Source organism: uncultured Williamsia sp., from assembly GCF_947494875.1.
Classification (GTDB): Bacteria; Actinomycetota; Actinomycetes; order Mycobacteriales; family Mycobacteriaceae; genus Williamsia_A.
This window is the reverse complement of sequence record NZ_CANLWM010000009.1, coordinates 164,774-177,888: the sequence shown is the minus strand read 5'-3', so window position 1 is coordinate 177,888 and position 13,115 is coordinate 164,774. Positions and strand designations below refer to the sequence as shown.

The window sequence follows — 13,115 nt, the reverse complement described above, 5'->3', positions numbered from 1 at the left end:
AATGGAGCGGGTGACGCGGACCGTGGCTGTGCGGACCGCGATCACCGGATGAAGTAGATGGTGGCGAAGAGGCCGATCCAGACGATGTCGACGAAGTGCCAGTAGTACGAGACGACGATCGCCGCGGTGGCCTGGGCGGGCGTGAACTTGCTCAACTTCGTGCGGATGAGCAGGAAGATGAACGCGACGAGACCGCCGATGACGTGCAGGCCGTGGAAACCGGTCGCCATGTAGAAGACCGAGCCGTAGGCGCTCGAGGAGAGGGTGGTGCCCTCCTCCACGAGGTGGAAGTACTCGTAACCCTGGCCGGCGACGAAGAACGCGCCCATGACGAAGGTGAGGATGTACCAGCGGCGCAGGCCGAACACGTCACCGCGTTCGGCGGCGAAGACGCCCATCTGGCAGGTCACCGACGACAACACCAGGACGGTGGTGACGGGGATCGCCAGGAAGAGGTTCAGCTTCGTGGGCTCCGGCGGCCAGTTGCCACCCGAGTTGGCGCGGGCCACGAAGTACATCGCGAACAGGCCCGCGAAGAACATCAACTCACTGGACAGCCAGACGATCGTGCCGACGCTGACCATGTTCGGGCGGTTCAGCGAGTGCACCCTCGAGGTGATGGCTGTGCCCTGGGTCCCTGCAACGCTAGTCACAGACTGAAGTATGACGGTTCGTAGTATCCCGTGACCACCTGGGTCACCGAAAATGTCGCCGATGTGTCAGGAGCGCTGGTCATGACCCGAGACCTCAACGGCAGACCCGTCCGCAACGGGACCGTGCGGCGGGTGCTGGGCCGTCTGACCGGGCGGGGTGCCGGCGGTGCGGAGACCGAGGTCGACGACTCCGCACTCGTGCTGGTCGCGCAGAGTTTCGACGACGCCGCCGCGAGTTCGACGGTTCTCGCCGACTCGTCGTGGCGCGAGTCCGACGAGGTGGTGGTGACGCATCTCATCGCTGTACCGGCAAGCCGGGAGGGTGAGGTGGAGTCGACGGCGGCGCAGGACGAGTATCGGCGTGTCGAGCCCCATGACGTCCCCGACGTCGTCCGCGACGCGGTCTCGGAGGACTCGGTGATTGTCGCATTGGCCCGTCCCCAGTTGCTCGACGCGCTGCACCTCTCGCAGGAGCGGTCGCGGATGGCCGGGCTCGGCGCGCGGCACGAGGGGACCGTCCTGGGCTGGCAGGTACGGCAACGACCGCCCCGGTGACCCCCGCCTACGCTGACGTGCCATGAGCACCGCGCAGAGCGCCGCCACGAGTTGGCCGGCCGTCCTCGGCACGCTCGCGCAGCGACAGGACCTGTCGCCGACCGACGCGCGGTGGGCCATGAACGAGATCATGTCCGACGCCGCGACGTCGGCGCAGATCGCCGCGTTCGGCATCGCGGTCAAGATCAAGGGGCCCGCGCCGACGGAGCTGACCGCGTTCGCCGCCGAGATGCTCGCGCACTCGGTGGAGGTGCCCGTCGAGGGGCTGGCGGTCGACATCGTCGGCACCGGTGGTGATCGTGCCCACACCGTCAACATCTCCACGATGGCGTCGGTGATCGTCGCCGCGATGGGAATCCCCGTCGTCAAGCACGGCAACCGTGCCCAGACCTCGCGCAGCGGCGGGGCCGACGTCCTCGAGAGCCTCGGCGTCGACATCACCCTCGACGCGGCCGGCGTCGCGCGCTGTGTCGCGGAGGTCGGGATCGGCTTCTGTTTCGCGCCGGTGTTCCACCCTGCGCTGCGCTACGCGTCGGCGCCGCGCAAGGAACTGGGCATCCCGACGGTGTTCAACGTCCTCGGGCCGCTGACCAACCCGGCGCGTCCCGGCGCCGGACTCGTCGGCTGCGCGTTCGACGACCTCGCGCCGGTGGTCGCCCAGGCGTTCGCCGACCGCGGCGACAGCGTCATCGTGGCCCGCGGCGACGACGGCCTCGACGAGTTGACCGTCACCACGACGTCGACGACATGGGTGGCCGCGGCCGGGGACGTCGTCGAACTGCACCTCGACCCCCGGCGCCTCGGCATCGAGTTCTGCGATCCCGGCGCCCTGCGGGGCGGCGACGCCGACGTGAACGCGGCGGTCGCACGGTCGGTGTTCGCCGGCGATCGCGGCCCGGTCCGCGACGCCGTGCTGCTGAACGCGGCGGGTGCGTCCGTCGCGCACGATCTGGCGCTCGCGGGGACCTCCCTCGACACCGGCGACCCCCTGGCGGACCTGGAGGAGCGACTCGGTGCCGCGATCACGCGTGCCGCGACCGCGGTGGACGACGGCTCGGCGGCGGCGCTGCTCGAGCGGTGGGCGGCGTTCCGGGCCTGAGCCCACACCGCCCGCGGCGTCACTCGCCGATCGCGAACCCCGCGTCGACGTCGGCGCTGGAGTAGGCCTTGAACGCGATGTGTGTGGCCGTGTGGCGCACGCCGGGCAGCTTGTTGATGGTGCCGGTGACGACGGCGGCGACGCGTTCGTGGTCGCGCACGGCGACGATCGCGATCAGGTCGACGTCGCCGGCGCACGAGAACACCTCGCGGACACCGTCGACGTCGGCGACCGCCTGAGCCGTCTCGTCGATGGCGTGGACGTCGGCGGAGATGAGGACGATGGCCGTGATCACCCGGTCAACTCTAGGCGGCGTGGGGCCGGCGTCGGCGTGAGCGGAGCCGGGGTGCCGCTCGCGTCGCGGACGGCCTCGTCGGCGCCGCGGAGCTCGCGGGCGCGGTCGCGGGCCACCGCGACGGTGTCCCGCCATCCCGACCATCGCGCAGCACTCCTGGCCGGCAACGCGAGACCTGCTGTGCCGCAGACGATCCGGACACCGGACTCGGTCAACCACCGGTAGACGAGCGCCACCTCCTCCGACGGCGCCCCGCCGAGCGGGCCGACCTCGGGGACGACGGTCTCCGCAGAGGCGCAGAGGGCTTCCGCCACGGGCACCGGCGGGACTCCGAGGCCGGCGACCCCGGCAGCGGCCAACCGGCCGTGGCGTATCACCGCGAGGTGCCAGCCGCCCGCGCCGTCGGACCGGGCGGCGACGATCTCGGCCACCGCGCACAACGACGCGAGACGCTGGCACCGCTCCAGCGCCCCCAGGGTCAGGGCGAGGCGATCGCGGACGCGCGCGGCGGTCTCGAACATCTCGACGCCCGCGAGGTGGTCGATGCGGGTGAGCACCGCGCGCAGCGGGGCGTCGTCGACGCCGGTGATGAGGTCTCGCGCGCGGTCCACCGCGGGTCGGTACTGCTCGACGTCGGTCGGGACACCGGCGGCCTGACACCCCCCGACCGGGATCCGGCCGTCGGCGGTCGTGGCGCACTCGTGTCGGCGGGAGGCCGCGATCCGGTGTCGACAGGTCCGCAGACCGCAGCAGCCGGCGATCAGGTCGGCGACGTCCCGGGCGTCGGCCCGGGACCGGATCGGTCCGACGGCCACGGCGCGGGGTGTCCGGGTGACGGCGAGTCGCGGGAAGGGCTCGTCGGTGAGCGTCACCCACCATCCGACGTGCGGGGTCTTCGAGCGGCGGTTGTAGGCCGGTCGGTGGGCGGAGAGCAGACGGAGTTCCCGCACGCCGGCCTCGAGGCGGTGGGCGCACTCGACGTGGTCGACCCGGGTGGCCAGCGCGATCATCTCGCGCATGCGGGTGCGTGTCTCCGCCCCGGTGAAGTACTGCCCGGCGCGACGTCGCAGATCGGTGGCGGTCCCGACGTAGAGGACCTCCTCGGAGGGGCCGCGGAAGAGGTAGACACCCGGTCGGGTGGGCAGCCCCGCGACCATCGACCGCTTCGCCCGGTGGGCCGCGGGGATCCCGGGGAGGAAGTCGACGAGTTCACGGAAGGTGCCGACCCCGAGGTTGCCGACCCGCTCGAACAGCGCGTGCATCACCTCGACCGTCGCCCGCGCGTCGTCGAGTGCCCGGTGGGTGGGCGTCGTCGAGACGGCGAACAGACGCGCGAGCGCCGACAGCTTGACCGTCGGGGCCTCGTCCTTCGTCAGCACACGCCGGGCGAGCTTGACCGTGCACAGGACGCGTCGGGCGGCGAACGTGTGACCTGTGGCGACGGCGGCGGCCCGGAGGAACCCGGTGTCGAACCGGGCGTTGTGCGCGACGATCACCGCGTCGCGGGCGAACTCGAGGAAAGCCGGCAGCACCTCCTCGATCGGTGGAGCCGCGTAGGCCATCGCCTCGGTGATGCCCGTCAGTCGCACGATGTGCGGCGGGATCGCGCACCCGGGGTCGACGAGTGTCGCGAACTCGCCCAGCACCTCGCCTCCACGCACCTTCACCGCGCCGATCTCCGTGATGCGGTCACGTCCGGGGCTGCCGCCTGTCGTCTCGAGGTCGACGATCACGAACGTCTCGGCGATGAGCGGTACCTCGGCGTCGAGCGTGAGCTGCACCGCGATCGGCGCTGTCGACGGACTCGTGTGGTCTGCGTGACGCATGAGGCGAACGCTAGTTCGACCGTCGGACATCGCCGACGCGCAGCGAGTCTGTCGGTGGGGGTGTCTAGCGTCCCCGACGAGCGACGTCGAGCCGCCTCCCGAGGCCGACGTCCGAGTTCCCGACTGAGACGGAGATCACAATGCGGATCGACTGTGCCACCTGCCCCGGCCGCGGCCGGGCCTGTGACGGCTGCATCATGAGTGTCCTGATCCCGGTGCGCGGCACGGTGATCAGCGACGACGACCTCGACGGTGGCGTCGACCCGACCATCGGCGAGGTCGACGACATCCGTGCCGCGATCGAGGTGCTGGTGGAGGCGGGCCTCGCCCCGCCGTCCGCCCGACGGTCCCGCATCGTGACCGAGAAGCGTTCGCGGGTAACGGATCTCGCGTCCCGAAGGGCCGGCTGACGCAGCGCTCCGCGATCTGTCCACATGGTCGTGTGTCGCGGTGGACAGATCGACGTACGGTTTCGTAACCTTTCCGAGACCTGGCGGGCACCCTGTCTCACACCGAGCCGGACCGCCGGGCCACCGCTCAATCGCCCCACGGGGTGAACCGGGGAACCACCATTGACGGACGCGAGTCCGACTCGGGGTGAATCGCGGCGTCCGACAGCCATGGCGGGCAGCGCGTAGGGCCATTCTTCCGGCCCGAATCCGACAGCTAACCCGGTCGGCGGTCGAGGAAGAACCGAGGAGAACGCGTACGTGGCGAAACACCGCGCACAGAGCACGAACACCGGTCTGAAGACCGCGCGAGGAGCAGTTCTCGCCGGCACGATCACCCTGGGCGCCGTGGCGACCGGAGCGGGTCCCGCCCTCGCGGCGCCGATCACCGTGCCGGGCATCGGCACCTTCGAGATCCCCGGTGTGACCGAGAACCAGATCCCGCCGCAGTTCAAGGCGAAGCCGAAGGGCCCGGGTACCGCCCCGAACCTCGCGCCGACCCGCGCGATCGGCCAGCGCGCCGCGTCCGCGGCCGTCACCCGGATCGGGTCGCCGTATGTCTACGGCGCGGCGGGTCCGAGCGCGTTCGACTGCTCCGGCCTCGTCTACTGGTCCTACAAGCAGGCCGGCAAGACCATCCCCCGCGACAGCTACGGCCAGCTCGGGGGCGGCACCCCGGTCGCGGAGAAGGATCTCGAGCCCGGCGACGTCATCATCATGAACGGCGGTTCGCACGCCGGCATCTACATCGGCAACGGCACGATCGTGCACTCGCTGACCGAGGGTGTGCCGGTGTCGAAGGCCAGCCTGAAGAGCATCGATTTCTACGCGGCACGGCGGTACTGACCGACCTGGTGTGCGGTGGCCGTGGTTCGGGAGAAGCGTGATCACGGACGTGGTGGTGGCCGTATCGTTCCCCGGGACGCCCGAGGGGTACGGTCGCGAGTCGGCCCCGGCGCGTCTGCCGGGGGACGAACGGATTCGAAGGTGAACCAGTACTCGTGATGGTGGGAGAGCGTGTCGCGCGCGGCGTCGTCTCGTGCATCGCGACCCTGATCGTCGGTGTCGTCGTGCTGTGCTCGGCCGGACCTGTCGGAGCCGACCCGGTGACGCGCAACCCCGATCAGCTCCTCGCCCGCTACACCTCGCTGGGCCGTGACGCCGAGAAGGCGTCCGAGGCGATGCACAACGCGCAGATCGACCTCGACCGACGCCAGGCGGAGGTCCGCGCCGCCGACGCCGCCGTGGCCGCAGCGGACAAGCAGCTCGCCGCGTTGTCGGGTCGGCTCGACGCTCTGCAGTCGCGCGTCGACACCCTGGTGCGCGCCTCCTATCGCGGCGCCCGGGTGAATCGTCTCTACGCGGTGCTGGTGTCGGACTCGCCACAGTCGCTGCTCGATCAGATGTCCGGTCTGGAGATGCTCTCGCGTCAGACCGCGGCCGACGTCCGGGCCTACCGGGCGGCCTCGGCGGACGCCGTCGAGGCGAAGGCCTCCGCACAGCAGGCACGCGACACCGCGGCGAAAGCGGTCGCCGCGGTCGACGCCACCCGCGCGGGGCTACAGGCGAAGCAGAGTGATCTGCAGCTGAACATCGCGCAGGTCAAGGCCGTGTACGAGTCACTCACCGGCAAGCAGCTCGCGGCGTTGCGTGGGCCGGACATCACCTTCGACCCGGCGCTGATCCCGAAGGGCACCGCTCGCTGGGTCGTCGCCGTCCAGGCCGCGCTCACACGGATCGGGGACCCGTACGTGTGGGGCGCCACCGGTCCCGCGCAGTTCGACTGCTCGGGCCTCATGGTGTGGGCCTACAAGCAGGCGGGGGAGACTCTGCCGCGGTCGAGCGAGGCGCAGCTGTCGGGCGGTACACCGGTCGACCGCAAGGACCTGCGCCCCGGCGACCTGATCATCTACTACGACGACGCGAGCCACGTCGGGATGTACGTGGGTGACGGATACGTGGTGCACGCCTCGACGTTCGGGGTCCCGGTCAAGGTGGTCCCGATCGACGACGCGGGGCCCTACAAGGCCGCCCGGCGCTACTGAGGTGCGCCGCCCGATCGGAACCGGCATCCGCGCGCGCGTCGTGGCCGCAGTCGTCGTCACGGTCTGTGCTGTCGGAGTGGCGGCGTGCGGTTCCGACGCCCCGGGCCCCACGGGGGCGTCGTCCTCGTCGCAGAACGTCTACGAGGCCGACCGGGAGCAGGGTGTCCTGGCCACGCTCGGTGCACTCGCCCGGGCCGAACGCAGCGGGGACGTGTCCGCGGCGACCGCGCTGGTCGACCCCGCCGCCACACCCGACTTCCGCGCATCGATCGCTCGGACGGCGCAGGCCTTCGCGGCCGTGGGCATCGGCACCCTCGACTACCGCGTCCAGCGCGACACCGGCGACGGCGACGCCTCCGGGCAGCTCGGCGACAGTGGTCAGCTGGGGGAAATGCCCGTCCCGGCGGCGCTGCAGCAGCGTCTCGACACCCAGGGCAGCTCCGACTCGTGGGTGGTCCCCGTGGCCCTGCGGTACCAGTTCGCCGGAGTGGACCAGGCGCCGACGACCGTGCTGCGTCCGATGGTGATGGCCCGCTACGACGACCGCTGGACCGTGGTCGGTGACGCCGGCCCCCTGCTCGGGACGGGCACCGTGCGACCGCAGTTCTGGGACTTCCCCGACGTCCGCGCGCAGCGCGTGTCGACGGGCGGCGGCACCTCGGTCGTCCTGGACTACCCGGGCAGCCGGGGTCTCGGCGATCGGATCCGGGCGGCGTTGCCGGGAGCGGTCGGCGCCGTCACCGCCTTCTGGGGTGGACAGTGGCCGCGTCGGGCGGTCGTGATCGCGACCGACTCCACATCCGCCTTCGCGGGTCTGGCCCGTACCCAGGGCGACACCGCGTCCGCCGCCGCCGCCACCGTGTCCGGGGACGACACCGGTTCAAGCGCACTGGGCCAGCGCGTCGTGTTCACGCCGGGCGCGATCACCGACCTCCCCGGACCCGCGCTCGACGTCGTCCTCCGCCATGAGCTCACCCACGTCGCCGCCCGGCCGCGGACCTCCGACAGCGCGCCGAAGTGGCTCACCGAGGGTGTCGCGGAGTACGTCGGCCGTCGGGGGACGTATCGGGTCCTCGCCGACGCGGCGCCCGACCTCGCCGATCGCGTCCGTGCCGGCCAGGTCCCGACCGCTCTGCCCGACGACGCCGCCTTCGACGTCGCGGGACCCGACGCCCGGGTCGCCTATCAGACCGCGTGGTCGTTCGCGGCGTTCGCCGCGGAGTCCTATTCGCCACAGCGTCTTCGCGCGCTCTACCTCCGACTTGCCGGTGGTCCGAGCACCGCCCAGGCGCAGTCCGACGCCATGTCCGCGACGCTCGGCGCACCCGGTGACGCGGTGATCGACCGCTGGCGCGCCTGGCTGACGGCGGCCGTCACGCGATGACCGGTCCGGTCGCCGGCTCCCGCCCCGGGTGGGCGTGATGCCCCGCACCCTGCTGGTCACCAACGACTACCCGCCGCGCCCGGGCGGCATCCAGTCCTATCTGCAGAACATCGTCGACCGGTTGCCGTCCGACGAGGTGGTCGTCTACGCGCCACGGTGGCGCGACGACGCCGCCTTCGACGCGCGTGCGTCGTATCGGGTCCACCGGCACCCCACGGGATTGATGCTGCCGACACCCGGGGTCGCCCGCCGTGCGGCCGACCTCGTCGCCCGTCACGAGATCGAGACCGTGTGGTTCGGTGCCGCCGCGCCTCTCGCGGTGCTGGCGCCGGTGGTCCGACGGGCCGGCGCGCGGCGGGTCGTCGCGAGCACCCACGGGCACGAGGTCGGGTGGTCGATGCTCCCGGCGGCGCGACAGACGCTGCGGCACATCGGGACCCACACCGACGTCGTCACCTTCGTCAGCCGGTACACCCGGGGTCGCTTCGCCTCGGCGTTCGGTGCCCGGGCGGCGTTGGAGCACGTGCCGCCCGGTGTCGACACCACCCGCTTCGCCCCCGACGACGTCGCCCGCGCGCGGATCCGGGACCGTCACGGCCTCGGTGACGCGCCGGTCGTGCTGTGTCTGTCGCGCCTGGTTCCCCGCAAGGGACAGGACGTCCTCATCGACGGGTTCGACGAGGTGCTGCGCCGCGAGCCCGACGCGCGCCTCCTCCTCGTCGGCGGCGGGCCCCACCGGGACGCCCTCGAGCGCCGTCGGTCCGCGTCACCGGCGCGGGACCGGATCGTGCTGACCGGGTCGGTCGACGTCGCCGACGTCCCCGCCTACCACGCGGCGGCCGACGTCTTCGCGATGCCGGCACGGACCCGGGGAGGTGGGCTCGACGTCGAGGGGCTCGGCATCGTCTACCTCGAGGCGTCCGCCAGCGGCGTCCCCGTCGTCGCCGGGCAGTCCGGGGGTGCACCGGAGACCGTCGTCGACGGGCGCACCGGCCATGTGGTCGACGGTCGGGACCCGTCCGCGGTGGCCGCGGCGGTCGGGGAACTGCTCGCCGACCGGGGTCGGGCCGCGCGGATGGGCCGCGCCGGGCGTGACTGGGCGACCGGGTCGTGGGAATGGGACGGCATCGCCGACCGCATGCGTCGACTGCTGGCGGGAGGGCCGAGGTGACGGTGACCGCCGCGCGCCACGGTGGGGTCGGGACCGGCGACGGGGTATGTGAAGCTAGACCGGTGAACAGCGTCCAGGTGGCCGACGAGACCTTCGTGGCCGCGTCGCCCGGCTCGGTCGCCGCCGTCGTCGGAGACCTCCGTCGCTGGTCCCGCTGGTGGCCCGACCTGCGGCTCGAGGTGGTCGAGGACCGTGCCGAGCAGGGCGTGCGGTGGCGTGTGGGGGGAGCCCTCACCGGCACCATGGAGATCTGGTGTCAACCGCTGCTCGACGGCTTCGTCCTGCACTACTTCCTCCATGCCGAGCCGGCCGCCGACGAGAGAGGTCGGCCGGGCGCGGAGAACCACCGGCGCCGCGTCGCCGGGCGTCGGATGTCCACCGAGGTGAAGCGGCGACTGGAGGCGGGCAGAGCCGCGGGTGACCCCGCGGCCGGGGTCGCACGGGCCGACGGGGCGGACGCCGCGGCGACGACAGGAGGCGTGTGAGATGGCCGACAGCACAGAGCAATCCATCGTCATCAGCGCCGACCCGGATGCCGTCATGGCGGTGATCGCCGACTTCGACCGCTATCCCGAGTGGGTGTCGGCCGCGGACGAGGTGACCGTGACCGAACCCGGTGCCGGCTCCGACGGGTCCGCCCGCCCCCGACGCGTGCGCTTCCGTCTCGACGCCGGCGTGCTGCGCGACACCTACGAGCTGGCCTACACGTGGGCACCCGACGGCCGTTCGGTCGAGTGGGAGCTGGTCAGCAGCGAGCTGCAGACGGCCCAGCACGGCCGATACACGTTGGTGCAGCAGGCATCCGGGTCGACGAAGGTCACCTACCAGCTGACCGTCGACCTCGCGATCCCCATCATCGGCGCCCTGAAACGCCGGGCGGAGAAGGCCATCACCGACGCGGCGCTGAAGGAACTGAAGAAGAGGGTGGAAGGCTGATCGACGTCGTACCCGTCCACGTCGTGCTCGGCCCGGGGGGCGCGGGCGTCTCGACCGTCGCCGCTGCCGTCGCCGTCGGGGCCGCGTCGGGTCGTTCTGTGCGGCAGGCGGTCTCGCGCCGTACCGACGCCGGCGGCACACTCCTGGTCACCCTCGACCGCTTCCGGACGGCGTCGCGGGTGTTCGGTGTGTACTCGACCCCCGGGGCGCCGGTGGCCGTCTCCCAGCAGGCGCACCTGCTCGAGCTCGACACCCTCGCCATGCTCGGTGACACGTGGGCGATCCTGCGGGGACCGGTGTCGCTGGCGGGTGGGCTCGCGGCCGACGTCGCCGCGATCGACCCCGAGGAACTGGCGGGCATGCCCGGTGTCGAGCAGATGCTCGCGTGGCGCCGCATCCGCGACGAGGCGGTCTCGGGACGGTGGCGCCGGGTGGTCGTCGACTGCTCGGGTGGCATCGACCCGATCGGGTTCCTCGGCGTGCCCGCGCTCGTCGCGGGTTACCTCGAACGGATCTGGCCGCGGCACCGGCGGCTCGCCGGCGCCGCGGAGACACCGCGTCTCGCGGGTGGGGCGGGCGTCGTCGACCAACTCGCCGCCGACTGCGCCGACATCGCCGGGCTCCTCGTCGACCCCAGCGTGACCCGCGCCCACATCGTGACCCCGGCCGGTGACCACGGACGCGAGGCCACCCACCGACTGCTCGCCGCGCTCGACCTCATGGGCATCAGCACGTGCGGCGTCGTCGTGAACCGCGGACGCGAGGACGGACACGACATCGTGCCGACGCATCGCGGTCCGGCCCTGCCCGTGTCCGTCGCCCACGAGCTGTCGGTGGAGCCGCGCACGGTCGCCGCGCTGCGTCGCCTGGGCATCGAGGTCCCGGACGGCGTGCCCGCGCCCGCCGGCTCGTCCGCGGCAGAGGTCGAGCACGTCTCGGGCACGGGACTGTCGTCGGTGTACCGCCTCTCGTGGCGACAGCCCCTGCCCGATCCCGAGACGCTCGCGCTGGGCCGGTCGGGTGACGACCTGTTGGTGACCCTCAGCGGCGTCCGGCACCGGGTGACCCTCCCCTCGGTGTTGCGCCGGTGTACGGTCCTGGACGCCCGATGGGATGATGGGACGCTGAGTGTGCGGTTCAGCCCGGACCCCGCGGTGTGGCCGCGGGCGGGTCACGCCGACGACTGAGGCCCGACGACCGCGGTACGCCACCCGTACCCGACCACGTCGACATCGATCGCCAGGGAGACAGAACGCATGGACAGCTCGGGTGCCGACGGGCGTCGCGACGCCGCGGACACCGATCCGCTGCGTGCGCTCGTCCTCGCGATGCTCGACCGGGTCGAGCACTTCGCCACCACCGTGATCGGGGACAACGTCGAGGCGCGCGACCCGGCCCGCCCGCCCGTCGACATGGGTCCGGCGGTCCGCGCCGCGGTCGACGCGATCGTCGTGGAGGTCACCGAACTGGTGAACCGCGTCATCACGGCTCTCATCGCCGCGCTGCAGGCGATCTCGGCGGCGCTCGACGAGGTCGGTGGTGATCGCGCCCGCCGGACCCGCGTCCGGCCCGACAGCCGTGGCCCGGCCGGACGCGGCGGGTCCTTCCAGCCGATCACCGTCGAGGTGCACCCCACGTGAGCGGACCGTTGACCATCGGCATCGACGTCGGGGGCACCAGCATCCGCGCCGCCGTCGTCGACGATCGCGGCCAGATCCACGACTCGCGACGGGCCCAGACCCCGACCACCGCCCACGCGCTGGAGCAGTGCCTCGACTGGCTCGTCACCGATCTCCGGAAGCGGTACGAGGTGGCCGCCGTCGGGCTCGCCGTCGCAGGGTTCGTCACCCCCGACCGCTCCGTCGTCCGCTTCGCCCCACACCTGCCCTGGCGGGAGGTGCCCGTCGCGGCGCAGATGAGCGAACGGATCGGACTGCCGGTGTCCTGCGAGCACGACGCCAACGCCGCGGCGGTCGCCGAACGACGCTTCGGCGCGGCCGCCGGGGGGCACACCACCCTCGTCCTGGCGATCGGCACCGGCATCGGCGCCGGACTGCTCCTCGAGGGTGAGCTGTTCCGGGGGAGCAACGGCGTCGCACCGGAGTTGGGTCATCTCCCGGTCGTCCCCGACGGGCGTCCCTGTCCCTGCGGCAAGCGTGGGTGCTGGGAACGCTATTGCAGCGGGACGGCTCTGGTGGACAACGTCGTCGAGTTGGTCGCCGCCGGACGACACCGGACGAGTCCGCTGGCGCGGGAGACCGCGGAGGACCCGGGGTCCCTGACAGGTCGTCGCGTCGCCGCGGCCGCCCACGACGGTGATCCGATGGGACTCGCGGCCGTGGCCGACTTCTCCCGATGGCTGGGCTACGGGCTCGCGCTGATCGCCGACGTCTTCGACCCCGATCTGATCGTGCTCGCGGGCGGCGTCGGCGCGTCGAGCGGTCTGTTCCTCGACGAGGCGCGTGACCACTACGGCGCGCTGCTCACCGGCAGCGGTCACCGTCGACTCGCACGGATCCGCGCCACGCAGCTCGGCGAGGCGGCCGGTGTGATCGGCGCGTCGGCGATCGCCCGCAGCGACCTGTCATCGGTGCCCGCCACCCGCTGAGGGTGAGTAGAGTCGTCGCGCGGGTGTCGGACACGACATCGGTGTGCGGTGTGTCGGCTGCGACACGGTTGCGGCGGGGCAGAGCGAGGATCGG

15 protein-coding genes and 1 riboswitch are annotated in these 13,115 nt (G+C 72.3%); of the genes, 12 read left to right on the top strand and 3 right to left on the bottom strand.

All coding sequences use genetic code 11. The features are described 5' to 3' along the window. Positions 1-41: 41 nt before the first annotated feature. Positions 42-653 (bottom strand): heme-copper oxidase subunit III, encoded by a 612-nt coding sequence (locus Q1A98_RS20385; protein ID WP_299576873.1) that lies wholly within the window; start codon positions 651-653, stop codon positions 42-44. Between the two features lie 81 nt (positions 654-734). Between Q1A98_RS20385 and Q1A98_RS20380 the strand changes: the two genes are divergently transcribed. Together Q1A98_RS20380 and trpD are read left to right on the top strand one after the other, a co-directional pair. Continuing rightward, a complete protein-coding gene (locus Q1A98_RS20380; RefSeq protein ID WP_299576872.1) occupies positions 735-1,208 on the top strand; it encodes a hypothetical protein in 474 nt (157 codons plus the stop codon). A gap of 22 nt (positions 1,209-1,230) precedes the next feature. Then, a complete protein-coding gene (gene trpD, locus Q1A98_RS20375; protein ID WP_299576870.1) occupies positions 1,231-2,307 on the top strand; it encodes an anthranilate phosphoribosyltransferase in 1,077 nt (358 codons plus the stop codon). 19 nt (positions 2,308-2,326) lie between these two features. Here trpD and Q1A98_RS20370 read toward each other — a convergent pair whose 3' ends face one another. Continuing rightward, the gene (locus Q1A98_RS20370) at positions 2,327-2,602 is read right to left on the bottom strand and encodes an Lrp/AsnC ligand binding domain-containing protein (RefSeq protein ID WP_299576868.1); all 276 of its coding nucleotides are present in this window, start codon (positions 2,600-2,602) and stop codon (positions 2,327-2,329) included. After that, a complete protein-coding gene (locus Q1A98_RS20365) occupies positions 2,599-4,428 on the bottom strand; it encodes a DEDD exonuclease domain-containing protein (RefSeq protein WP_299576866.1) in 1,830 nt (609 codons plus the stop codon). The genes Q1A98_RS20370 and Q1A98_RS20365 overlap by 4 nt, the downstream gene beginning before the upstream one ends. A gap of 197 nt (positions 4,429-4,625) precedes the next feature. On the opposite strand from Q1A98_RS20365, the gene Q1A98_RS20360 reads away from it, so the two are divergent. From Q1A98_RS20360 to Q1A98_RS20315, 10 genes are all read left to right on the top strand, one after another. Then, positions 4,626-4,838 (top strand): hypothetical protein, encoded by a 213-nt coding sequence (locus tag Q1A98_RS20360; protein WP_299576864.1) that lies wholly within the window; start codon positions 4,626-4,628, stop codon positions 4,836-4,838. Between the two features lie 122 nt (positions 4,839-4,960). Then, positions 4,961-5,124: riboswitch (cyclic di-AMP (ydaO/yuaA leader) on the top strand. Positions 5,125-5,138: 14 nt separating this feature from the next. After that, positions 5,139-5,723, top strand: a complete 585-nt coding sequence (locus tag Q1A98_RS20355; RefSeq protein WP_299576862.1) for a C40 family peptidase — start codon at positions 5,139-5,141, stop codon at positions 5,721-5,723. Between the two features lie 158 nt (positions 5,724-5,881). Further along, positions 5,882-6,922 carry a C40 family peptidase gene (locus Q1A98_RS20350; protein ID WP_299577063.1) on the top strand — a complete coding sequence of 347 codons (1,041 nt, stop codon included), beginning with the start codon at positions 5,882-5,884 and terminating at the stop codon, positions 6,920-6,922. Between the two features lies 1 nt (position 6,923). Continuing rightward, positions 6,924-8,306 carry a hypothetical protein gene (locus Q1A98_RS20345; protein ID WP_299576861.1) on the top strand — a complete coding sequence of 461 codons (1,383 nt, stop codon included), beginning with the start codon at positions 6,924-6,926 and terminating at the stop codon, positions 8,304-8,306. 37 nt (positions 8,307-8,343) lie between these two features. Continuing rightward, a complete protein-coding gene (locus Q1A98_RS20340) occupies positions 8,344-9,477 on the top strand; it encodes a glycosyltransferase family 4 protein (RefSeq protein ID WP_299576859.1) in 1,134 nt (377 codons plus the stop codon). 62 nt (positions 9,478-9,539) lie between these two features. After that, positions 9,540-9,962: an SRPBCC family protein gene (locus Q1A98_RS20335; protein ID WP_299576857.1), complete on the top strand. Its 423-nt coding sequence runs from the start codon at positions 9,540-9,542 to the stop codon at positions 9,960-9,962. Position 9,963: 1 nt separating this feature from the next. Then, positions 9,964-10,413 (top strand): SRPBCC family protein, encoded by a 450-nt coding sequence (locus Q1A98_RS20330; RefSeq protein ID WP_299576855.1) that lies wholly within the window; start codon positions 9,964-9,966, stop codon positions 10,411-10,413. A 23-nt stretch (positions 10,414-10,436) separates the two neighbouring features. Further along, a complete protein-coding gene (locus Q1A98_RS20325; RefSeq protein WP_299576853.1) occupies positions 10,437-11,600 on the top strand; it encodes an ArsA-related P-loop ATPase in 1,164 nt (387 codons plus the stop codon). Between the two features lie 69 nt (positions 11,601-11,669). Beyond that, positions 11,670-12,053 (top strand): hypothetical protein, encoded by a 384-nt coding sequence (locus Q1A98_RS20320; RefSeq protein ID WP_299576851.1) that lies wholly within the window; start codon positions 11,670-11,672, stop codon positions 12,051-12,053. Next, positions 12,050-13,021, top strand: a complete 972-nt coding sequence (locus tag Q1A98_RS20315) for an ROK family protein (RefSeq protein WP_299576849.1) — start codon at positions 12,050-12,052, stop codon at positions 13,019-13,021. The genes Q1A98_RS20320 and Q1A98_RS20315 overlap by 4 nt, the downstream gene beginning before the upstream one ends. Positions 13,022-13,115: the final 94 nt, after the last annotated feature.

Coding starts and splice junctions, on each gene's coding strand:
- Q1A98_RS20340 (WP_299576859.1), top strand. CDS start 8,344: ATGCCCCGCACCCTGCTGGTCACCAACGACTACCCGCCGCGCCCGGGC.
- Q1A98_RS20360 (WP_299576864.1), top strand. CDS start 4,626: ATGAGTGTCCTGATCCCGGTGCGCGGCACGGTGATCAGCGACGACGAC.
- Q1A98_RS20350 (WP_299577063.1), top strand. CDS start 5,882: ATGGTGGGAGAGCGTGTCGCGCGCGGCGTCGTCTCGTGCATCGCGACC.
- trpD (WP_299576870.1), top strand. CDS start 1,231: ATGAGCACCGCGCAGAGCGCCGCCACGAGTTGGCCGGCCGTCCTCGGC.
- Q1A98_RS20320 (WP_299576851.1), top strand. CDS start 11,670: ATGGACAGCTCGGGTGCCGACGGGCGTCGCGACGCCGCGGACACCGAT.
- Q1A98_RS20330 (WP_299576855.1), top strand. CDS start 9,964: ATGGCCGACAGCACAGAGCAATCCATCGTCATCAGCGCCGACCCGGAT.
- Q1A98_RS20380 (WP_299576872.1), top strand. CDS start 735: ATGACCCGAGACCTCAACGGCAGACCCGTCCGCAACGGGACCGTGCGG.
- Q1A98_RS20365 (WP_299576866.1), bottom strand. CDS start 4,428: ATGCGTCACGCAGACCACACGAGTCCGTCGACAGCGCCGATCGCGGTG.